A 20947-nucleotide genomic window follows, 5' to 3' on the forward strand; every position below is an offset into this window, starting at 1 on the left:
CCGCGCCACTGCCGACCAATCCTCGGAAATCGCCAGCCAGACCAGCGCCGGCATGCAGCAGCAGTTCCGCGAAGTCGATCAGGTCGCCACAGCCTCCCAGGAAATGAGCGCCACCGCCCATGACGTCGCCAACAGCGCCGCCATGGCCGCCGATGCCGCCCGTGGCGCCGACGGCGCGACCCGCGACGGCCTCAGCGTGATCGACAACACCACCCGCCTGATCGACGAATTGGCCAGCGACATGAGCAGCGCCATGAGCCAGGTGGAAGGGCTGGCGGCGAGCAGCGAGCAGATCGGCTCGGTGCTGGAAGTCATCCGCGGCATCGCCGAGCAGACCAACCTGCTGGCGCTCAATGCCGCCATCGAAGCGGCCCGCGCCGGTGAGGCCGGGCGCGGCTTCGCGGTGGTCGCCGACGAGGTGCGCAACCTCGCCAAGCGCACCCAGGACTCGGTGGAGGAAATCCGCCAGGTCATCGAAGGCCTGCAGAACGGTACCCGCGAGGTAGTCGGCGCCATGAACAACAGCCACCGCCAGGCGCAGGACAGCGTGAACCAGGTCGAACAGGCCGTGGCCGCGCTGAAGCGCATCGGCGACGCCGTGGGCGTGATCACCGACATGAACCTGCAGATCGCCAGCGCCGCCGAGGAACAGAGCGCGGTGGCCGAGGAGATCAATCGCAACGTCGCTGGCATCCGTGACGTCACCGAATCGCTGTCCAGCCAGGCGCAGGAATCGGCGCAGGTCAGCCAGTCGCTGAACAAGCTGGCGAACCATCAGCAGGGGCTGATGGATCAGTTCCGCGTCTAAGACGGAGCCGCTGACGAGCGTCGAATTCCACAGGGCGCTCGACCGTAGGATGGTGTGGAGCGAAGCGATACCCATCGATCCCGCGCTGGCGGCATGGGTATCGCATAGGCTCCACCCATCCTACACAGTGCCTACCGCAACAGGCACTCGCTCGGGCTAAGCCAGAGCCGTGTCAGCTCAGCCTTCACTCAACGAACAGCTGTCCAATCCGCTCATCCAGATTGGCGGCTTTCGACATTGCCCGCGCGCCGGCGCGGCGGGAACATCAGGGGACTCCAGACAAGAACAAACCCAGGAGTTCCGCGATGCGTTCCCATACTGCCGCCACGGCCGAGTTCGACTACCGCGTTACCGCCGACGCCGTCCTGGCCGGCAACCTCGATGCCCTCAATGCCTGTGTCGAATGCTGCGACCGCCACGCCATTCCCGGCCGCGTCGCGCTGTTCTGGGAGGGCAAGGACGGCGATAGCGCCTCCTACACCTTCACCCAGCTCAAGGAGCTTTCAGGCCGCTTCGCCAGCTTCCTGCACGGCCTCGGCGTGCGTCCCGGCGACGTGGTGTCGGGCATGCTGCCGCGCACCCCGGAACTGCTGATCGCCGTGCTCGGCACCTGGCGCCTGGGCGCGGTCTACCAGCCGCTGTTCACGGCCTTCGGCCCCAAGGCCATCGAGCACCGGGTCAAGCTGGCCGGCAGCAAGGTGGTAGTCACCGACGGCGCCAACCGCGGTAAGCTCGACGAGGTGCCCGACGCTCCCCTGCTGGTGACGGTTGGCGGTCCGAAGGGGCAGGGCATCCGTCATGGCGACTACAGCTTCTGGGCCGAACTGGAACGCCACTCGCCGGACTTCGAACCGGTGCTGCGCAGCGGCGAAGACACCTTCCTGCTGATGTTCACCTCCGGCACCACCGGGCTGGCCAAACCGCTGGCCGTGCCGCTCAAGGCCATCGTCGCATTCGTCGGCTACATGCGCGATGCGGTGGGGCTGCGCGAGGAGGACTCGTTCTGGAACCTTGCCGATCCGGGCTGGGCCTACGGCCTCTACTACGGCGTCACCGGGCCGCTGGCCATGGGCCACCCGATCACCTTCTACGAAGGCGCGTTCACGGTGGAAAGCACCTGCCGCATCGTGCGCAAGTACGGCATCACCAACCTGGCCGGTTCGCCCACCGCTTACCGCCTGCTGATCGCCGCTGGCGAGGCCGTGTCCAAACCGCTCAAGGGTCGCCTGCGCGCAGTGAGCAGCGCCGGTGAGCCGCTGACTCCGGAAGTGATCCGCTGGTTCGCCAGCGAGCTGGGCGTGACCATCCATGACCACTACGGCCAGACCGAGCTGGGCATGGTGCTGGCCAATCACCACGAACTGCAGCACCCGGTGCACCTGGGCGCTGCCGGCTTCTCCATCCCCGGCCACCGTGTGGTGGTGCTGGACGAGCAGGGCAACGAACTGCCCGCCGGCCAGCCCGGCGTGCTGGCCATGGACCGCCGCCAGTCGCCGCTGATGTGGTTCGCCGGCTACCAGGGCATGGAGACCAAATCCTTCGTCGGCGACTACTACCTGAGCGGCGACACCGTGGAGCTGAACGCCGACGGCAGCATCAGCTTCGTCGGCCGCGCCGACGACCTGATCACCACCTCCGGCTACCGTGTCGGCCCGTTCGACGTGGAGAGCGCGCTGATCGAGCACCCGGCGGTGATCGAGGCGGCGGTGATCGGCAAGCCGGACCCGGAGCGCACCGAACTGGTCAAGGCCTTCGTGGTGCTCTGTTCGTCCTACCGGCCGGGCGCGGAGCTGGCCGAGGAACTACAACAGTACGTGCGCAAGCGACTGTCGGCGCACAGCTACCCGCGGGAAGTGGAGTTCGTCGACGAACTGCCCAAGACCCCCAGCGGCAAGATCCAACGCTTCCTCCTGCGCAACCAGGAGATTGCCAGGCAACGCGAAGCGGCCGAGAAAGCGGCGGCTCACTAAGTACAGCGGAGAGACTTCATGCAGATCCAGAACAAGGTATTCCTCATCACCGGCGGCGGTTCCGGCCTCGGCGCGGCCACCGCGAAGCTGCTGGTGAGCGCCGGCGCCAAGGTGGTGCTGGCCGACGTCAACGCCGAAGCCGGCGCGGCCCAGGCTGCCGAGCTGGGCGAGGCGAACGCGCGCTTCATCCGCACCGACGTTTGCAGCGAGGCGGACGGCAAAGCTGCCGTGCAACTCGCGCTGGACGCCTTCGGCGCGCTGCACGGCCTGGCCAACTGCGCGGGTGTGGCCCCGGCGGAAAAGGTCATCGGCCGCAACGGCGTGCACGGGCTGGAAAGCTTCACCCGTACCATCAACATCAACCTGATCGGCACCTTCAACATGCTGCGCCTGGCCGCCGAAGCCATGGCCGGCAACGAGCCGGACGCCGGTGGCGAGCGCGGCATCATCATCAACACCGCCTCGGTCGCCGCCTTCGACGGGCAGATCGGCCAGGCCGCGTACTCCGCGTCCAAGAGCGCGGTGGTCGGCATGACCCTGCCGATCGCCCGCGAACTGGCGCGTTCGGGCATCCGCGTGATGACCATCGCCCCCGGCATCTTCGAGACGCCGATGATGGCCGCGATGCCCCAGGAAGTGCGCGACTCCCTCGGTGCCAGCGTGCCGTTCCCGCCGCGCCTCGGTCGCCCGGACGAGTACGCCGCGCTGGCCCGCCACATCATCGAGAACACCATGCTCAACGGCGAGGTGATCCGTCTCGACGGCGCCATCCGCATGGCCGCGAAGTAAGCAGGAGGTCAGAGTCATGAACGATCCCATCGTCATCGTCAGCGCCACCCGCACCCCCATGGGCGGCTTCCTCGGCGACTTCAAGGACGTCACCGCCGCCACCCTCGGCGCGGCAGCGATCCGCGCCGCCGTCGAGCGCGCCCGCCTGGGCGCCGAAGAAGTGGACGAAGCCGTGCTCGGCTGCGTGCTTGCCGCCGGGCAGGGCCAGGCGCCGGCACGCCAGGCCGTGCTGGGCGCGGGCCTGGCGCGCGGCACGCCGTGCTCCACGGTGAACAAGATGTGCGGCTCGGGCATGAAGGCCGCGATGATGGCCCACGACGCCATCCTCGCCGGCAGCGCTCGCGTCGCCCTGGCCGGCGGCATGGAGAGCATGTCCAACGCGCCGTTCCTGCTGGACCGCGCCCGCAGCGGCTACCGCATGGGCCATGGCCGGGTGCTCGACCACATGTTCCTCGATGGCCTCGAGGATGCCTACGACAAGGGTCGCCTGATGGGCACCTTTGCCGAGGATTGCGCGGAGAAGTACGGCTTCACCCGCGAGCAGCAGGACGACTACGCGATCACCTCGCTGACCCGCGCCCAGAACGCCATGAGCGAAGGTCGCTTCAAGGACGAGATCGTCGCGGTCACCGTGAAGGCCGGCAAGGAACTGCGCGCCATCAGCGAAGACGAGCAGCCACCCAAGGCCAGGCTGGACAAGATTCCGACCCTGAAACCGGCGTTCCGCGACGGCGGCACCGTGACGGCGGCCAATGCCAGCTCCATCTCCGACGGCGCCGCCGCGCTGGTGCTGATGCGCCTGTCCGAAGCCGAGAAGCGTGGCCTGACGCCGCTGGCGGCAATCCGTGGGCATTCGTCCTACGCCGACGCGCCGAACCTGTTCCCGACCGCCCCGGTGGGCGCGGTCGAGCGCCTGATGCAGCGCACCGGCTGGGCGCTGGGCGATGTCGACCTGTTCGAGGTCAACGAAGCCTTCGCCGTGGTCGCCATGGCCGCCATGCGCGACCTGGACATTCCCCACGACAAGCTCAACGTCCACGGCGGCGCCTGCGCCCTCGGCCACCCCATCGGCGCCTCCGGCGCGCGCGTGATCGTGACCCTGCTGTCGGCGCTCAAACAGTACGACCTCAAGCGCGGCGTGGCCTCGGTGTGCATCGGTGGCGGCGAAGCCACGGCCATCGCGGTCGAGCGCCTGGCCTAAGGAGCGAGTGATGATTCCCAGCGAAGAAGATATCCAGATCCGCGACGTTGCCCGCCAGTTCGCCCAGGAGCGGCTGAAGCCCTTCGCCGCCGAGTGGGACCGCGAGCACCGCTTCCCGGCCGAAGCCATCAAGGAAATGGCCGACCTCGGCTTCCTCGGCATGCTGGTGGCGGAGCTGTGGGGCGGCGCGCAGACCGGCCACCTGGCCTACGCCATGGCGCTGGAGGAAATCGCCGCCGGCGACGGCGCCTGCTCGACCATCATGAGCGTGCACAACTCGGTGGGCTGCATGCCCATCGCCAAGTTCGGCAACGATGAGCAGAAGCGCCAGTTCCTGGTGCCGCTGGCCCGTGGCGAGATGATCGGCGCCTTCGCCCTGACCGAACCCCAGGCCGGCTCCGACGCCAGCTTCCTGAAGACCCGCGCTCGCCGCGACGGCGACCACTACGTGCTGAACGGCAGCAAGCAGTTCATTACTTCCGGCAAGCACGCGGGTCTCGTGATCGTCTTCGCGGTGACCGATGCGGCGGCGGGCAAGAAGGGCATCAGCGCCTTCATCGTGCCCACTGACACCCCCGGCTACCGCGTGGTGCGCGTCGAGGACAAGCTCGGCCAGCACGCCTCCGATACCTGCCAGATCGCCTTCGACGACGTGCGCATCCCGGCCAGCTACCGCCTGGGCGAGGAGGGGCAGGGCTACGCCATCGCCCTGGCGAACCTGGAGGGCGGGCGCATCGGCATCGCCTCGCAGGCGGTGGGCATGGCCCGCGCAGCCTTCGAATACGCCCGCGACTACGCCCACGAGCGCGAGACCTTCGGCAAGCCGATCATCCAGCACCAGGCCGTGGCCTTCCGCCTCAGCGACATGGCCACTGAGATCGCCGTGGCCCGGCAGATGGTCCACCACGCCGCCAGCCTGCGCGAAGCTGGCCTGCCGTGCCTGACCGAAGCCTCCATGGCCAAGCTGTTCGCCTCGGAAATGGCCGAGCGCGTGTGTTCCGCAGCGATCCAGACCCTCGGCGGCTATGGCTACCTGCAGGACTACCCGGTTGAACGCATCTACCGCGACGTGCGCGTGTGCCAGATCTACGAAGGCACCAGCGATGTGCAGCGGCTGGTGATCGCGCGGAGTCTTTGAAGGGTTCGCCGGCAGACCCCGGCCTGTTCGTTGGACAGGCACTTCGGCAGGGCGGGGTTTGCGGGTGGCTTCTCGAGAGGCTTTTTGTAGGAGCGAGGGGACGCCTAGTTCTTGCTCGCGAACAGATTTCACCGGGGATTTCTCGGCTGGGCGGTTCGCGTGCAAGCTCGCTACTACAGGGTTGGTCGTTGCACGTGTGGCAAACGTAGGATGGCGTGGAGCGAAGCGATACCCATCAAAGGGCATCGCCCCAAGCATCAGGCGCGCTCCGCCGCCTCACGCGCTTCCCGTGCCGTCACCTGCTGGCACAACTCGATGATCTGCTCGCGCATCCAGCGGTTGGCCGGGTCCTGGTCGGTGCTTTCGTGCCAGTACAGATGGGTTTCCAGCTTGGGCACGTCGTTCACCGGCAGGTCGACGAAATGCAGGCCGTGGTGGCGGGCGAAGCGCTCGGGGACGGTAACCACCATGTCGGTCTGCTGCACCACGGTCGAGGCCATCAGGTAGTGCTGCGAGCGCAGGGCGATCTTGCGCTGCAGGCCCATCTTGCCCAGCGACAGGTCCACATAGCCCAGGCCGCTGCGGCGGCTGGAAATCTGGATGTGCGCCACCGACAGGTACTCGTCCAGGCTCAGCTTGTCCTTGGCCAGCGGGTGGCCCTGGCGCATGGCGCAGACGTAGCGGTCTTCCATCAGTTTGACGTGGCGCACCTGCGGGTCTGTGTTCAGCGGCGCGTCCACGGCGAAGTCCAGGCGGCCGGCGGCCAGTTCCTTGGTGGTCTCGCGGCGCTTGGAGAGGAAGCTCTCGATGTGCACGTTCGGCGCCAGGCGGCGCAGGCGCTGGAACAGCGGCGGCAGGACGATGGCCTCGGTGAGGTCGGTCATGCTGATGCGGTAGGTCTTGCTCGCCTGGGTCGGCGTGAAGGTGCGGCTCTCCTGCACCGAGACGCGCAGCAACTGCAGCGCGTTGCGCACCGGCCCGATGATGTTCTGCGCCATCGGCGTGGGCACCATGCCCTGTGCGGTCCGCACGAACAGCGGGTCGTTGAAGGTTTCACGCAGGCGGGCGAGGGCGTTGGACACGGCCGGCTGGGTAATGCCGACTATCTGTCCGGCACGGGTCAGGTTGGCTTCGGTGTAGATCGCGTCGAAGACGATGAACAGGTTCAGATCGACCTTGCTGAGGTTCATTCCAGGGCTCCGCTTGTATTTGTTCTGCGGCCGATCATACCCGAACGAACGCTCAGGTCCATACGGGTTATGAATGTTCATTGATTCGGATAATAGGCTGGGTAAATGCCCTGGGCTGTTCTAGCATCATCACCACACAAACAACCGCCGCCAGAAGGTTAGCCCCCATGGATTTCGCTTATTCCGCCAAGGTTCAGGACCTGCGTGAACGCGTTACCGCGTTCATGGATGCCTATGTCTATCCCGCCGAGAAGGTGTTCGAGGAGCAAGTGGCGCAAGGCGACCGCTGGCAGCCCACGGCCATCATGGAAGAGCTCAAGGCCAAGGCCCGGGCCGAAGGCCTGTGGAACCTGTTCCTGCCCGAGTCCGAGCTGGGTGCTGGCCTGACCAACATGGAATACGCGCCGCTGGCGGAAATCATGGGTCGCTCGCTGATGGGCTCCGAGCCCTTCAACTGCTCCGCGCCGGACACCGGCAACATGGAAGTGCTGGTGCGCTACGGCACCGAAGAACACAAGCGCACCTGGCTGGAGCCGCTGCTGCGCGGCGAGATCCGCTCCGCCTTCGCCATGACCGAGCCGGGCGTGGCTTCTTCCGACGCCACCAACATGGAAGCCAACGCGGTACGCGACGGTGACGAGTGGGTCATCAACGGCCGCAAGTGGTGGACCTCCGGCGCCTGCGACCCGCGCTGCAAGATCATGATCTTCATGGGCCTGACCAACCCGGACGCGCCGCGTCACCAGCAGCACTCGATGATTCTGGTGCCCACCGACACCCCCGGCGTGAAGATCCTCCGCCCGCTGCCGGTGTTCGGCTACGACGACGCCCCGCACGGCCACGCCGAAGTGCTCTTCGAGAACGTGCGCGTGCCCTATGAGAACGTGCTGCTCGGCGAAGGCCGCGGCTTCGAGATCGCCCAGGGTCGCCTCGGCCCGGGCCGCATCCACCACTGCATGCGCTCCATCGGCATGGCCGAGCGCGCGCTGGAACTGATGTGCAAGCGCTCCGTCAGCCGTACCGCCTTCGGCAAGCCGCTGGCGCGCCTGGGTGGCAACATCGACCACATCGCCAACTCGCGCATCGAGATCAACCAGGCCCGCCTGCTGACCCTGCATGCCGCGTACATGATGGACACCGCCGGCAACAAGATCGCCCAGAGCGAGATCGCCCAGATCAAGGTCGTGGCGCCCAACGTCGCCCTGCAGGTGATCGACCGCGCCATCCAGATGCATGGCGGTGCCGGTGTTTCCAACGACACCCCGCTGGCGTACTTCTATGCCATGCAGCGCACCCTGCGCCTGGCCGACGGCCCGGACGAAGTGCACCGCGCCGCCATCGGCAAATACGAGATCGGCAAGTACGTGCCGCGCGACGCGCTGCGCAGCAGCCGCTGATCCCAGGCAGCACTGAAAAGGCCCGCTGATGCGGGCCTTTTTCATTGGTAGAGCGTGGCGCTCCTACGCTCGGTTCAGAGCGTAGGGCGAATAACGCCTGAGGCGTTATCCGCCATCGGAGCCTTCGGCGTATAACTCGTTCCGGGTTATATGCCCTACGGGAGATTCTCCGCCCCGCACAACGAACAAGGCCAGCTTGCGCTGGCCTTGTTCTTTCATTGCGGGGCGGAGGGTTCCGGCCCTTCGGCGTTCGCCCGCTGCTCGATCAGCCACTCCCGCCGCGTGTGCAACTGGGCGGCGAAGGCGCGCGCAGCGGCCTCATGGGGGAAACGCAGCGCGCGACGACCGAGGCGGACCTGCCAATAGGCCCGGCCGCGAAACTCAACGGCTTCGATCCTCACCTCCAGCGCTTGCATGGATCCTCTCCTGGCTGACGATTTCCAGCGGTTCCTCGCTGGTCCGGCGGGTCTTGAGCAAGGATAGCAGTATGCCACCCGCCAAAAGGCCGAAGGTTACGCCAAGGGACAGGGCTGCGGGAACCTTGCCGATGAATCCGTGGAGGAAAATCTTCGTACCGATGAACACCAGCACCAGCGCCAGGGCGTACTTCAGGTAGACGAAGCGGTGGATCATCGCCGCCAGTGAGAAGTACAGGGCGCGCAGGCCGAGGATGGCGAAGATGTTCGAGGTGTAGACGATGAACGGGTCCTGGGTGATGGCGAAGATCGCCGGCACACTGTCCACGGCGAACACAAGGTCGGCCAGTTCGATCAGGATCAGCGCCAGGAACAACGGGGTGGCGTAGCGCACCAGCTTGCCCGAGGCATCCGGCATCTTCACGAAGAAGTGATGTTCGTGAAGGGTGTCGGTCATGCGGATGTGCTTGCGCAGGAACTTCAGTACCGGGTTGTTGGCCAGGTCGGGTTCGCTGTCATGCTTGCTGAACAGCATCTTCACGCCGCTGAACAGCAGGAAGGCGCCGAACACGTACATGATCCACTCGAATTCCTTCACCAGTGCGGCACCCAGGCCGATCATCAGCGCGCGCATGACGATGGCCCCGAGGATGCCCCAGAACAGGACCTGGTGCTGGTAGCGGCGGGGGATGCCGAAGAAGCCGAAGATCATCGCCATGACGAACACGTTGTCCATGGACAGCGACTGTTCGACGAGGAAACCGGTGTAGTACTCCACCGCGCTGGTGGCGCCGAACTCGTACCAGACCCAGCCACCGAAGGCCAGGCCGCAGGCGAAGTAGCCGGCGGAGAGCATCAGGCTCTCGCGCACGCCGATCTCGTGGTGATCGCGTTGCAGGACGCCAAGGTCGAGTACGAGCAGAAGAATCACGATGGCCAGGAAGGCCAGCCAGAACCAGGTGGCGGTTCCGAGGAATGGTTCGGTCAAAAAGGCGTGCAGAGCTGTCATGTGGCCCCTCCCTTAGTGTCGTTGTCGAAAAGTGACTCCGACATGGCGGTTGGCAACCGTCAGAGGGGCCCGGCGTCACTGGCGGGAAAATAGCAGAGCGGACGCCTCAGGCAAGCGATGGAACGTAACAAGTTCCTACATGAATTGGTGACTGAGGATCAGCGTCTGAAAGAAAGTCTAGACGCTGATCCTCGGAAGAACCCTTTTCGATCTGGAAACTCAGTACACCCAGACCTCGACGCGGCGGTTCTTCACCCGGCCGTCGTTGTCACTGTTGGCCGCCACCGGCAGGGCATCGCCCATGCCGCTGATCTCGCGGAACATCACGCCTTCCTTCGCCAGCTCGCGGCGCACGGCCATGGCGCGCAGCTTGGAAAGCAGCTCGGCGCGCGCCGGGTCCTGCTTGGGGTCGCCGAAGCCGACCAGCACCGCCTGCTTGTTCATCTTGCCGTTCTGCTGCAGGTAGGCGAGCAGGCGGTCGATGTCGCGCTGGGCCTTGTTGTCCAGGGTGGCGCTGCCTTCGCGGAAGCGGAAGTTCACCGACAGACGCTCGGCGTCGCGCGCCAGGGCCTGGTAGTTCTCCGGCATGCTGGCGCGCGGTGCCATCTTCACCGCCTGCACGCGCTGGCCGACGAAGCCGCTGGCGCTGACCAGGGCCTGGCCCTTGTCGCCCTGGGCGAACTGCAGCAGGGCGCGGGCCCAGCGGTTCGGTTCCTCGGGTTTCATGTAGAGGAACAGGCGACGCGACAGCGGGTAGTCCTCGGTGGCGATCAGGGTGGTGGACGGCGGCATGGCCTGGGAGTCGCCATCGGCGATGCGCAGGGCCTTGGACTTCTGGATCGACGACAGGCCGACGAAACCGATGCCCTGCGGGTCCTTGCTCACCTCGGCCGACAGCAGGTCGCTGGACTCGAAGCGCTGTACTCCGCTGGCCAGCGTCTTGCCGTGGCTGCCCAGCACCAGCTCCTTGAAGGTATCGAAGGTGCCGGAGTTGTCGTCGCGGGAGTAAAGGCGGATCGCACCGCCGCGGCCGCCGATTTCCTCCCAGGTCTTCACCTCGCCGGAGAAGATTTTCGCCAGCGCATCGGTGGTCAGCTCGTCCAGCGGATTGGCCGCGTTGACGATGATCGCCAGGCCGTCGATACCGATCACCTGTTCGGCTTTGGCGCTGCGCAGGTTGCCCGACGCCGACAGGCCCGCGACCTCGGCGTCCTTGATCGGGCGCGAAGCAGCGGCCAGCTCGGTACTGTTGTCCTTCAGGGCAACGAAACCGGTGCTGGAGCCGTGGGCGGCCAGATCGATGATGGCCTCCTTGCCTTCCTTGCTGCGGCCGATGATGCGCTGTTCGTTGTCCGCCTTGCCCGGCTTGGCGCTGACGTCCGCGTAGCCCTCGCTGACCAGCAGGCCCTTCACCAGCTCCGGCAGCAGGTGCGCACCGATGGTGTTGGAGCCCTGGATACGCAGCACCGGCTCGCCGCCCTGGGACGAGGGCAGGGCGGCAAAGGCCGACCAGGGAAACGCGTAGCAGATGAATGCGATGGTGAGCCAGGCGATGGTGACGGGCCAGGGTTGGGCATCGCTGGGGCTCGACTTGTACTGCATGGGTCAACTTCCATTTGAGGCATCGTTGGCGCGGCAGATTAAGTCGGAATCATTGCATCGATATGACGCTTCGCAGCAGGGCAGAGCAGTTCCTGACGCCTTCGGACATGACTGGCGGATTGCAGGAAGTTTCCGATTTCGACGCACTTGGCCCACGGCTATACAGGTCACTCGAATCGACCCTGCTGGAGAACGACATGCACGAGACCCTCGATTTTGCGTCGGTCCTGATGAAGCTGGTGCTCATTCTTCTGGTGGTGCTGATGGCCGGCACGCTGGTCATCGCACCGGAAAGGGCGCTGGCCTTGGCGGTCCCGATGCTCATGCTGGTGGCGCCACTTTTTGTCCTGGTGATGCTGCTGGATCTCGCGGGGCTCGCTCAGCGCTTTTCCGCGAAGGGGGCCAGAAAGCGCCTGCCGCATTGACGCCGCGACTGAGCCGGGACTTGCTGGAACGGCTGACAAAAGGGCGCTGACGAAGTGATAGGAAAAATCTCCTGGCTCATCAGGAAAGCCTGATAACACCCGTTTTCCGGCCAAGCGAAACTTGCGTCGTTTCAACGTCCCCGCCGGAAAGTGATCATGACCCAATTCCAAAGCGCGCCAGCCTCGGCTGGCTCCGAGCATCGTGTCAAACCCACCGCTCTGGCCCTGCATGTCGCATCCGCCGCTTCCTGGGGACGGCCCTGGCGGCGTCGCGCACTGAGCCTGCCTTCTCCCCAGGCGTTGACCTTCAAGGGGATCCGGCTGCCGCTACAGCCGATGCGTTCGTGGCTGCAACTGTTGTCCCGAGCCGGAATGCTCGGCGTACGCCCGCCTGCGGCCGGCGTCCTGCGACAGCCCGACGAGGGCGAAGAGGATGCGCCGACCAGGATCGAAGACCTTGGATTCGAAATGGCTACCGAGATGATCCTGGATTTCGCCAATTTCGCCCGCCAGTCGAGGCACAACAGCTCCGCCGAAGAAGTGGGAGCGGAACCCGAGGCCGTGGTTGCAGCTTCCAGTAACGATGAGCCGTCCGCTCTCGCTTCCACTGTCGGTATTGACCAGTTGCATGGGCTCAGTCTGGCCGGCAGCGTGGCGTCGGAGTCCCTGGACCAGGACTTCCTGGTACGCGAATCGTCTGCCGCGAAGGGCCGTACCGAGGCTGCGCAGGCGCCACAAGAGCAGATTGCCGAGCTTCCCCCGATGCCGGAGGCACCGCTTCCTCTGGACGAACCTCCGGTCGAGTTGACCATGGAAGCGCTGGATGTTCCGGCCCTGGTGGAGCGGGGCGAATCTGCGGCAGTGGAGCCAGTGCTGAACGTTCAGGAGCGCGTCGAGCGACCGCAGGTTTCGACGCCGGAAACGGCTGCCTCTGAAGGGCGGACGTCGCCCTTGGTCGAGGACGTAGGACTGCAGCCAGTGGCCGCACCCGTGCCAATGCCGTTCGTTGAACCCGTTGGCGAGCCGTCCCAGCTGGAAGAAGTCGTCAGCGAACTTCCAGCAGTGGAAGCGTCAGTGGATACGGTAGCGATCGAGCATGAAGTTGAAGGTCCTGCCGAGACCGTGGCTGCCGTCGAGGCGTCGGACGAGGCTGTCCCGGAGCCCATCGTGCAGGCGCCGGAGATCGAGGAGCCTGTCGATCAACGGCAGCCGTCCGTGGTGAGCGCTGCACCGACAGCGCCAGTGGACACGGCAGCGATCGAGCCTGAAATTGAAGGTCCTGTCGAGACCGTGGCTGACGTAGAGGCGTCGGACGAGGCTGTCCCGGAGCCCATCGTGCAGGCGCCGGTGATCGAGGAGCCTGTCGAGCAACGGCAGCCGTCCGTGATGAGCACTGCACCGACAGCGCCAGTGGTCACGGCAGCGATCGAGCCTGAAGTTGAAGGTCCTGCCGAGACCGTGGCTGCCGTCGAGGCGACGGTCGTGGCTGAGTCGGAGTCCACCGTGCAGGCGCCGGTGATCGAGGAGGCTGTCGAGCAACGGCAGTTGTCAGCGATGAGCAATGCACCGACAGCGCCAGTGATCACGGCAGCGATCGAGCCTGAAGTTGTAGGTCCTGCCGAGACCGTGGCTGCCGTCGAGGAGACGGTCGTGGCTGTGCCGGAGCCCATCGTGCAGGCGCCGGTGATCGAGGAGGCTGTCGAGCAACGGCAGCCGTCCGTGGTGAGCACTGCAGCGGTACCGGCAGTGGCAGTGCCCGAGGCAGGGGCAGATAGTGAGGTCGGCCACGAGCAAGGGCCCGAGCCCGTGGTAGTAACGCCGAAAGCGGCAGGTCCGGGCATCGTCGTCAGTGACGTGCGTCTCGCCAGGAAAGTCGTCGCGCGGCCACGGCCGAGCGTGGAGCGGGCGTCTGCCGCTCCGAGTCTCGGTGTATCGCTGTCGGCTGATGAGAGCGCTCCCGAGGTCGAGGCTGCGCTCCAGCACGCCCAGCCGGCGGCGGTAGCCGATGCGCCGGAAGCGAGCGCGCTGGAAACCATCGCTGCGAGCGTGTGTACCACCGAAAACACCGGCACAGAGGCTGCCGAACCTGCGCAGTCGCCGATCGCGGAGGCCGCCGACCAGCCCGAAACGGATCACACACCGGCCGTCATGCACTGGGAGCCCGTGACTCCGGAGCAACAGCCTGATCTGGTCCGGCAGGTGGGCACGCAAGTGATCGAAATGAACCCGGAGGCCACTGTCACGGACGATTTCGGTCTTGAACCGATGATCGCAAGCCTGGAGGACGCCCTGGCTGTGCTGACGGTTGCCAATGTCGTTCGCGATGCAACCCCGGCAGCAAAGGCCCGGCTGAACGCCGCGCACACCTCGTCCGCCCCCCTTGCTGCCGGGGTCAGGCAGACAGACGACAACCTTCCTGAAGCGACGGCGCTTCAGGGAATCTTTATCCAGAAGGAAACTGAAATGACCGAAATGCACGATGAGTCAATCGAGGTCGAGGCTCCGGCCAATGCCCCCATCTCCTCGGCGGAATTGCAGGAAGTAGCGGCCACGCTGAGTGTTCCGCAGCTTGAGGCCGATCCGGATGACGTGCTGTCCGATGTGCAGAGCACCTTGAACTCGCTCGCCGGCATGGCTCAAGGGCTGACTCAGCAGAAACAGGCGGCGGGCCGTCTGCAGGAAGAGCTGGAGGAGTGGAACATCCAGTTGCAGGAGCGCGAGCGCCTGGCGGGCGACAAGGAAGAGCGCCTGCTGCAATTGGAAAATCATCTCAAGCAGGCCAAGACCAACCTGGATCGCATGGCCGCAGAGAACAATCGTCTACTCGCCGAACGCAGCGAAGCGCTCAAGGAGCTGGCCCAGACCGTCGATTTGCGCGACAAGACCACTGTCAAACGTGCCGAGTCGATCCAGCTGGAACAGCAGCGTATCGATGAACAGACTGCCAGCCTGCGTACCCGCGCCAGCGAGTTGGACGAGCGGGAGAGTTCCCTCAAGCGCAGGAGCGAGGAACTGGGCGTTCGGCTCAAGCAACTGCAGAGCGCCAAGGACAAGTTCAGCACTATCGTGAAGAGCTTCAACGAGACGGTGCAGTTCAACAGCACCCTGTCGGCCATTTCCAAAACCGTCAACGAGTGACCGGAGCGACCGGCACGCCATCGGGCGTTCCGGTCGGGTTTATCTGCCGCAGTGGGGGCTGGCGAAACAGGGGATGCCGAGACAAGGAGTTGTCCGGCTTTGTCAGTTACGCCAGCGCCGTGTTCCGTTGGCTTAGCTGTTCAATGAGATTTCTGTGGGAACGATTACTGCAGTGGATTCTTTCTGTATGCCATGTCGCACGCGGCCCGCGGGGCCTTTGCAGCAAGGAGGAACATGGCCCGTATAGTACTCATCGAGCCGTCTCGGCGTGACTTCCTCACGCTCCGCCGGTTTCTGCAGGAGCATGGCCATCAGTGCGACGTGCATTTCAAGTACGCACGCCAGGCCTTGAGCAGCCTGGAGGCCAGTGACTGCGATCTGCTGGTGGTGACCCTGGAGTTGCCGGACATCCATGGTATGGAACTGGTCACCATGCTCAGGCGAGACGGCCGACTCAAACCCAGCACTCCTGTGCTGGTCTGCTCCAGCCTGGGCTCACCGCTGAACATTCAACGCGCAATTCGCGTCGGGGTTTCAGGCTTTCTCTTGATGGACGACCGACCGACCTTGATCGGCAGGGCCGTCGACGCCGTACTCTCGGGTGGCAAGATCTTCCCTGAACATGAGCGTTTGCCGCTGGTGGACGATCCACGGCTGGAGTCGGCACTGGGTCTCCCCACCCATGTGGTCGCCGTGCTGCACGGGTTGCGACTGGGGCGTTCGGTGGCATCGCTTGCGGAGGTGCTGGCTCTATCGGGGGCCAGTGTCGGCCAGCATAAGAGGCAACTGATGCGGAAACTGTCGGCCGCTACCCTGGAAGAGCTGTTCAGCATCAGTGAGGAGATCGGCCTGCTTTAGGGGCATCGGTCAGTGACCGCTCGCCTGGCTTCTGGAGGGCAGTCGGCGCGGTGGTAACGAGCCGAATCGATCAGGTGGCCTTCCATAGTTTTCCTTCATTCGTGCAGGAATTAACTGACAGTCACGGTGGTGCGGGGTTGTAAGAATTCCTCCTGCAACCTGTCCTGCTCTTCCCCCATCCGAGAAGAGCGGGGCATCCCATCGGCTCTTCCCGTCGGCCTGTTGCCCTTGATTGCGAAGGGGCAGCGCCACCGAGTCTCCGACCTCCGTTCGACTTGTCGTGCGGCGTGCAGAGAAGGTGTGGCTGACCACCCTCAGGGTAGGACGTTTCATGACTTCAGATGCGCAGCGGTTCGAAGGACTCCAGGAGGACGGCTCGTCAGACGTGACCGCTCCACATTCGTCCGGTGAGGTCACCGCACTTCTTTCTCCAGCTATTGACGAGAGTCTGCCCAGTCTCACGGCACCTCTACCCCCGCCGGCCGAGAAAATTGCTCGCCCTGCACTATCGGCAGGGTACATCCCGATTCAGAGCGACAAGACGTCGCCCGCCGGGCAGCCGGAGGGCCCTCAGACCCTGGAGGCTTTCGAGCACCTCGAAAGAGACCTTGCCGAACTCGCCTCTGCCTGTTCTGGGCTGGGTGTCGCGGACAACGACTCCCCCGACACCGCCGAGCCACTGGCGCTGGCCGCTGGTGTTCCCCATTTCGAGCCGGCGGTTTCCGAAGTTCAAGAGTCTGAGATCCTGCTGGATTCGCTACGGATTCCGGAGCCGAACCAGGGCCACCCACGCACTCCTGTCGATGCGACAACCCATTTGCTTTCCAGTCAGGCGACTTCCCCCATTTCCCACGAGGAAACCTCCATCATGAACGCTCAAGCCCAACCCACCACCACCGAAGCCGCGAATGCCCGGGCGTCCGTGGAATCCGCCGTGACTGTGCGCCAATCTTCGGTCCTCGAAACCGATGGCGTCCTGCACGATGTTCAGTCCACTCTCGACTCGCTGGCTGGCATGGCGCACGGCCTGTCGCAGCAGAAACTGGAGATCGTGAAAATGCGCGAGGCGCTCGAGGAGCGCCGTCTGGCGACACTGGAGCGCGAGCGCCAGCTGGCCGAGCGGGAGGAGCGCCTGAGTCAGCAGGAGCAACGCCTGCAGGAAGAGAAACAAGGCATCGAACGCATCGCCGAACACAACGCCACCGTTCTCGCTGAACGCAGCACGGCCTTGCAGGCCCTGGCCGAGACCGTCGATAGCCGCGACCGCGCGACGACCAAGCGCGCTGAGGTCCTGGGCCAGGAGCAGCAGAGTATCGACCGCCAGCAGAACCAGCTGCGTGCGCGGGTTCAGGAGCTGGATGATCGCGAGGCCGGCCTGCAGCGCCAGAGCGGCGAGCTGGCGGACCGCTTCAAGCAACTGCTCGACGCCAAGGAGCGCTTTGGCGCCATCGTCAAGGGTTTCAACGAGACCGTGCGCTTCAACACGACCTACAGCGCCATCAGCAAGACGGTTGGAACTGGTGCGGAAGAAGCCTGAATTCTCTCCGGAAAATGAAAAAGCCCGGCATTGGCCGGGCTTTTTCGTTCAAGGCGATTACTTCAGCTTCAGCCAGATCGGCGCGTGGTCCGAGGGCTTTTCCATGCCGCGGATGTCGTAGTCCACGCCGGTCTCGGCGATGCGGCCGCGCAGGGCTTCGGAGGCGAGGATCACGTCGATGCGCAGGCCGCGCTTGGGCGTGTCCTCGAAGCCACGGCTGCGGTAGTCGAACCAGCTGAAGCGGTCGTCCACGCTCGGGTTCTGCAGGCGGAAGCTGTCCACCAGGCCCCAGCCCTTCAGGCGCGCCAGCCATTCGCGCTCTTCCGGCAGGAAGCTGCACTTGCCGGTCTTCAGCCAGCGCTTGCGGTTCTCCTCGCCAATGCCGATGTCGCAGTCTTCTGGCGAGATGTTGATGTCGCCCATCACCACCAGCGGCTGGTCGGGCTGGAAGCGGGTTTCCAGCAGGTCCTGCAGATCGGCGTAGAAGCGCTGCTTGGCGGGGAATTTCACCGGATGGTCGCGGCTCTCGCCCTGGGGGAAGTAGCCGTTCATCACGGTGATCGGCTGGCCATCGGCGTCCTTGAAGGTACCCCAGATGAAGCGGCGCTGGGACTCCTCGCCGTCATTGGGGAAGCCGCGCTGCAGCTCAAGCGGCTCCTGGCGGGAGAGCAGGGCGACGCCGTAGTGGCCTTTCTGTCCGTGGTAATGCACGTGGTAGCCGAGGGCCTCGATCTCCTCGCGGGGGAACTGCTCGTCGGCAACCTTGGTTTCCTGCAGGCCGATCACGTCCGGCTGGTGGCGTTCGATGATCGCCTGGAGCTGGTGGGGACGTGCGCGCAAACCGTTGATATTGAAGGAGACGATTTTCATCCTGGGCGCCCTGGCAAAAGCACGATGCTAGCCCAGGTAGGGCGACCCTGGCGACCCCGGCAAGGCGCTGCTAGGGTTTTGTGGCTGGACTCATAACCATAAGAAGAACTCACACGAAGAGGCGTCCGCATGCCTGATACCCTCGCCGAAGTCCGTCTGCTGGACGGCAACTACAGCCGTGAAGTCCGCTCGCTGCTTTATCACGCCTACCGCCACGAACCCACCTTCGCCTACCTGTTCGAATCCGACCGTGCCGGTTTTGACCAGCGCGTGCGGGCGACCGTCCGCGAGCTGGTCAACCAGCACTTCCTCGAGGAGCTGCCCGCCATTGGCCTGCTGATCGAGGATCGTCTGGTGGGTGTAGCGCTGGTGGTCCCGCCGCAACGTCGCCTGGATGTCACCGAGAGCTGGTTCTGGCGCATGCGCATGCTGCTCACCACCGGCCTGGGTTGCACCCGACGCTACCTGGACTACCACGCCGCCGTGCTCGGCTGCCTGCCGCCGGGGCCTTACCACATCCTGCCGCTGATCGGCGTGCACCCGGAGTTCCAGGGCAAGCACCTGGGCGAGCAGTTGCTCGATGCGCTGCATGCCTGGTGCGCCGAGGACGGTGGCTCCCAGGGACTGGTGCTGGATACGGGCAACGCTCGCTACCTGGAGTTCTACCGGCGCCACGGTTACGAGGAACTGGGAGAGGTGGCGCTGGGCCCGATCCGCGAGCACGTGTTGTTCCATCCCACCCATGGGCGCGAGGCAGTGAAAGTGTCCGCGGGATAGCTGTCGCCTTGAATCCTCAGACGCTTCCTACAGCCTGAAGGAAGGCAATACGGGGAAAACCCGTGCTAGCATTTCGCGCCATGAGAGTTGTCCAAGGATTGCTTGGGCTGCTGCTGGTGATGGCCTTCTGCTTGCAGAGGGTCCTGGCGGCCGAAGCCCATCTCGACGTTCGTGTCACCCCCGCCAACGCTGCGCTCAAGGCCAATATCGAGGCCTATGTGGGCAGCCTTGGCGAGCGTGATCAGGAGGCCCTGCAAAGATTCCGGCGCAATGCCGTGGAGCAGGCGCAGAAGGCCGCCCAGGCTTTGGGGTACTACCAGGCGCGCATCCGTGGCCGGGTGACCGATGACAAGGTGCCCACCCTGCGCATCAATGTGCGGCCCGGCGAGCCCGTTCACTTGCGTAACGTCACCGTACGCGTCGAAGGCCCGGCAGCCAGACTCAAGAGTTTCCGGGTGCCCGGCGGCGACGCCCTGAAGCCTGGCGCGCAACTCAACCACGGTGCCTACGAAGACGCCAAGCGGCTGATCCAGAACCAGGCCTCGCGCTTCGGTTTCTTCCGTGGCCAGTTCACCCAGCAGCAGTTGCGCATCGACCCCGAAGCCGGCGTGGCGGACATCGAACTGGTGTACGCCAGCGGGCCGCGTTATCGCCTGGGCAAGGTCGAATTCGCTGGCGATTTCCCCTTCGACGAGGACCTGCTGCAGCGCATGGTGCCGTTCAAGGAAGGCGCCGACTACGATTCCGAACAGATCGCCGACCTCAACCAGGCCCTGCAGTCCAGCGGCTACTTCGATGGCGTACGGGTGGATGCCGCGCCGACCAACGCCGATGGTGAAGTGGTGCCGGTGAATGTTCATCTGGAGGCACGCAAGCCACGCACCATGGGCCTTGGCCTGGGCTTCTCGACCGACGTCGGGCCCCGTGCACGGGCCACCTGGACCCGCCACTGGGTCAACCCGCAGGGCCATAGTCTGGGATTCGAGGCGGAAGTTTCCGCGCCACGGCAGAACGTCGGCGCCTGGTACGAAATTCCGCTGGACCCGCCGCTCACCGACAAGCTGCGCTTCACCAGCGGCTACCAGTACGAAGATCTGGTGGACACCGAGAGCAAGCTGCTGACCCTCGGCGGCGAGTGGCACCACAAGCTCGACAGCGGCTGGCAGCGGGTCGTCTCGCTGAACTGGCAGCGCGAGGAATACAAACTGGGCGACGATTCGGGCCTGAGCAGTTTCCTGATGCCGGGCATCGGCTATTCGATCCTCGAGGCCGACAACAAGATCGACCCCGGCAAGGGCTATCGCCTGCAATTCGAGGTGAAGGGCGCCAAGGAAGGGCTGCTGGCGGACGCCGACGTCGCCCATATCAACGCCATGGCCAAGGGCGTGACCAGTTTCTGGGGAGGGCAGCGGTTGCTCGGACGCATCCAGGTTGGTGGCATCGCCACCAATGACTACAGCGCGATCCCGCCGTCGCTGCGCTTCTTCGCTGGCGGCGACCAGAGCGTGCGCGGCTACGACTACCAGACGCTGTCGCCGAAGAACTCCGACGGCGATCGCATCGGTGGCCGCTACATGGTCGCCGGCAGCGTCGAATACCAGTACCCCATCGCAGAGCGCTGGCGCATTGCAGCCTTCGTCGACCAGGGCAACTCGTTCAACTCGCTGGACTTCCCCTCGATCAAGACCGGCGTCGGCATCGGTATCCGCTGGATTTCCCCGGTCGGCCCGCTGCGCCTGGACCTCGCCGATGGCCTGGACGAGGACGGCGGCATCCGCCTGCACTTCTCCATGGGGCCTGAGCTGTGACCCGCGCGGGCTGG

General features: G+C 65.1%; 17 protein-coding genes. 12 read left to right on the top strand and 5 right to left on the bottom strand.

The genetic code is table 11. The features are described from left to right. Window positions 1-52 precede the first annotated feature (52 nt). The 5 genes from IB273_RS31830 to IB273_RS01605 all read left to right on the top strand — a co-directional run bounded on the left by IB273_RS31830 (window position 53) and on the right by IB273_RS01605 (window position 5906). Window positions 53-808: a methyl-accepting chemotaxis protein gene (locus tag IB273_RS31830; protein WP_412548066.1), complete on the top strand. Its 756-nt coding sequence runs from the start codon at window positions 53-55 to the stop codon at window positions 806-808. A 305-nt stretch (window positions 809-1113) separates the two neighbouring features. Beyond that, the gene (locus IB273_RS01590; protein ID WP_192223038.1) at window positions 1114-2778 is read left to right on the top strand and encodes an acyl-CoA synthetase; all 1665 of its coding nucleotides are present in this window, start codon (window positions 1114-1116) and stop codon (window positions 2776-2778) included. An 18-nt stretch (window positions 2779-2796) separates the two neighbouring features. After that, the gene (locus tag IB273_RS01595; RefSeq protein WP_151186645.1) at window positions 2797-3567 is read left to right on the top strand and encodes a 3-hydroxyacyl-CoA dehydrogenase; all 771 of its coding nucleotides are present in this window, start codon (window positions 2797-2799) and stop codon (window positions 3565-3567) included. 16 nt (window positions 3568-3583) lie between these two features. Then, window positions 3584-4768, top strand: coding sequence for an acetyl-CoA C-acyltransferase (locus IB273_RS01600; RefSeq protein WP_192223039.1), 1185 nt, complete (start codon window positions 3584-3586; stop codon window positions 4766-4768). A 10-nt stretch (window positions 4769-4778) separates the two neighbouring features. Then, a complete protein-coding gene (locus IB273_RS01605; protein WP_192223040.1) occupies window positions 4779-5906 on the top strand; it encodes an acyl-CoA dehydrogenase family protein in 1128 nt (375 codons plus the stop codon). Between the two features lie 257 nt (window positions 5907-6163). Here the strand turns inward: IB273_RS01605 and IB273_RS01610 are convergent, their stop codons facing one another. Further along, the gene (locus IB273_RS01610) at window positions 6164-7096 is read right to left on the bottom strand and encodes a LysR family transcriptional regulator (RefSeq protein WP_081516660.1); all 933 of its coding nucleotides are present in this window, start codon (window positions 7094-7096) and stop codon (window positions 6164-6166) included. 167 nt (window positions 7097-7263) lie between these two features. Between IB273_RS01610 and IB273_RS01615 the strand changes: the two genes are divergently transcribed. After that, complete coding sequence (locus IB273_RS01615; protein WP_081516661.1) at window positions 7264-8493, top strand: acyl-CoA dehydrogenase; 1230 nt, start codon at window positions 7264-7266, stop codon at window positions 8491-8493. 215 nt (window positions 8494-8708) lie between these two features. Here IB273_RS01615 and IB273_RS01620 read toward each other — a convergent pair whose 3' ends face one another. From IB273_RS01620 to IB273_RS01630, 3 genes are all read right to left on the bottom strand, one after another. Next, window positions 8709-8909, bottom strand: coding sequence for a hypothetical protein (locus IB273_RS01620; protein ID WP_081516662.1), 201 nt, complete (start codon window positions 8907-8909; stop codon window positions 8709-8711). After that, on the bottom strand, window positions 8875-9918 hold the full coding sequence (locus IB273_RS01625) for a TerC family protein (RefSeq protein ID WP_192223041.1): 1044 nt from the start codon (window positions 9916-9918) through the stop codon (window positions 8875-8877). The genes IB273_RS01620 and IB273_RS01625 overlap by 35 nt, the downstream gene beginning before the upstream one ends. A gap of 219 nt (window positions 9919-10137) precedes the next feature. Beyond that, the gene (locus IB273_RS01630) at window positions 10138-11520 is read right to left on the bottom strand and encodes a substrate-binding domain-containing protein (protein WP_192223042.1); all 1383 of its coding nucleotides are present in this window, start codon (window positions 11518-11520) and stop codon (window positions 10138-10140) included. 197 nt (window positions 11521-11717) lie between these two features. On the opposite strand from IB273_RS01630, the gene IB273_RS01635 reads away from it, so the two are divergent. The 4 genes from IB273_RS01635 (at window position 11718) to IB273_RS01650 (ending at window position 17478) form a co-directional block, all read left to right on the top strand. Continuing rightward, window positions 11718-11945 (top strand): hypothetical protein, encoded by a 228-nt coding sequence (locus IB273_RS01635; RefSeq protein WP_192223043.1) that lies wholly within the window; start codon window positions 11718-11720, stop codon window positions 11943-11945. A 156-nt stretch (window positions 11946-12101) separates the two neighbouring features. Continuing rightward, the gene (locus tag IB273_RS01640; protein WP_192223044.1) at window positions 12102-15083 is read left to right on the top strand and encodes a hypothetical protein; all 2982 of its coding nucleotides are present in this window, start codon (window positions 12102-12104) and stop codon (window positions 15081-15083) included. 234 nt (window positions 15084-15317) lie between these two features. After that, window positions 15318-15941, top strand: a complete 624-nt coding sequence (locus IB273_RS01645) for a response regulator transcription factor (protein ID WP_081516666.1) — start codon at window positions 15318-15320, stop codon at window positions 15939-15941. A gap of 331 nt (window positions 15942-16272) precedes the next feature. Next, window positions 16273-17478: a hypothetical protein gene (locus IB273_RS01650; protein WP_192223045.1), complete on the top strand. Its 1206-nt coding sequence runs from the start codon at window positions 16273-16275 to the stop codon at window positions 17476-17478. Between the two features lie 57 nt (window positions 17479-17535). Here the strand turns inward: IB273_RS01650 and xthA are convergent, their stop codons facing one another. Next, on the bottom strand, window positions 17536-18348 hold the full coding sequence (gene xthA / locus IB273_RS01655; protein WP_192223046.1) for an exodeoxyribonuclease III: 813 nt from the start codon (window positions 18346-18348) through the stop codon (window positions 17536-17538). A 129-nt stretch (window positions 18349-18477) separates the two neighbouring features. On the opposite strand from xthA, the gene IB273_RS01660 reads away from it, so the two are divergent. Together IB273_RS01660 and IB273_RS01665 are read left to right on the top strand one after the other, a co-directional pair. Beyond that, window positions 18478-19125 carry a GNAT family N-acetyltransferase gene (locus IB273_RS01660; protein ID WP_081516669.1) on the top strand — a complete coding sequence of 216 codons (648 nt, stop codon included), beginning with the start codon at window positions 18478-18480 and terminating at the stop codon, window positions 19123-19125. Between the two features lie 80 nt (window positions 19126-19205). Beyond that, window positions 19206-20933 carry an autotransporter assembly complex protein TamA gene (locus IB273_RS01665; protein ID WP_412548054.1) on the top strand — a complete coding sequence of 576 codons (1728 nt, stop codon included), beginning with the start codon at window positions 19206-19208 and terminating at the stop codon, window positions 20931-20933. Window positions 20934-20947 lie beyond the last annotated feature (14 nt).

This window comes from Pseudomonas sp. PDM19 (assembly GCF_014852215.1).
Classification (GTDB): domain Bacteria; phylum Pseudomonadota; class Gammaproteobacteria; order Pseudomonadales; family Pseudomonadaceae; genus Pseudomonas.

Bases quoted from the DNA above. Each gene is read 5' to 3' on its own strand.
- IB273_RS01605 (WP_192223040.1), top strand. From the start codon at position 4,779: ATGATTCCCAGCGAAGAAGATATCCAGATCCGCGACGTTGCCCGCCAG.
- IB273_RS01630 (WP_192223042.1), bottom strand. From the start codon at position 11,520: ATGCAGTACAAGTCGAGCCCCAGCGATGCCCAACCCTGGCCCGTCACC.
- IB273_RS01610 (WP_081516660.1), bottom strand. From the start codon at position 7,096: ATGAACCTCAGCAAGGTCGATCTGAACCTGTTCATCGTCTTCGACGCG.
- IB273_RS01625 (WP_192223041.1), bottom strand. From the start codon at position 9,918: ATGACAGCTCTGCACGCCTTTTTGACCGAACCATTCCTCGGAACCGCC.
- IB273_RS01665 (WP_412548054.1), top strand. From the start codon at position 19,206: ATGAGAGTTGTCCAAGGATTGCTTGGGCTGCTGCTGGTGATGGCCTTC.
- IB273_RS01660 (WP_081516669.1), top strand. From the start codon at position 18,478: ATGCCTGATACCCTCGCCGAAGTCCGTCTGCTGGACGGCAACTACAGC.
- IB273_RS01635 (WP_192223043.1), top strand. From the start codon at position 11,718: ATGCACGAGACCCTCGATTTTGCGTCGGTCCTGATGAAGCTGGTGCTC.
- IB273_RS01640 (WP_192223044.1), top strand. From the start codon at position 12,102: ATGACCCAATTCCAAAGCGCGCCAGCCTCGGCTGGCTCCGAGCATCGT.
- IB273_RS01595 (WP_151186645.1), top strand. From the start codon at position 2,797: ATGCAGATCCAGAACAAGGTATTCCTCATCACCGGCGGCGGTTCCGGC.
- IB273_RS01650 (WP_192223045.1), top strand. From the start codon at position 16,273: ATGACTTCAGATGCGCAGCGGTTCGAAGGACTCCAGGAGGACGGCTCG.
- IB273_RS01620 (WP_081516662.1), bottom strand. From the start codon at position 8,909: ATGCAAGCGCTGGAGGTGAGGATCGAAGCCGTTGAGTTTCGCGGCCGG.
- IB273_RS31830 (WP_412548066.1), top strand. From the start codon at position 53: ATGCAGCAGCAGTTCCGCGAAGTCGATCAGGTCGCCACAGCCTCCCAG.
- IB273_RS01615 (WP_081516661.1), top strand. From the start codon at position 7,264: ATGGATTTCGCTTATTCCGCCAAGGTTCAGGACCTGCGTGAACGCGTT.
- xthA (WP_192223046.1), bottom strand. From the start codon at position 18,348: ATGAAAATCGTCTCCTTCAATATCAACGGTTTGCGCGCACGTCCCCAC.
- IB273_RS01600 (WP_192223039.1), top strand. From the start codon at position 3,584: ATGAACGATCCCATCGTCATCGTCAGCGCCACCCGCACCCCCATGGGC.
- IB273_RS01645 (WP_081516666.1), top strand. From the start codon at position 15,318: ATGGCCCGTATAGTACTCATCGAGCCGTCTCGGCGTGACTTCCTCACG.
- IB273_RS01590 (WP_192223038.1), top strand. From the start codon at position 1,114: ATGCGTTCCCATACTGCCGCCACGGCCGAGTTCGACTACCGCGTTACC.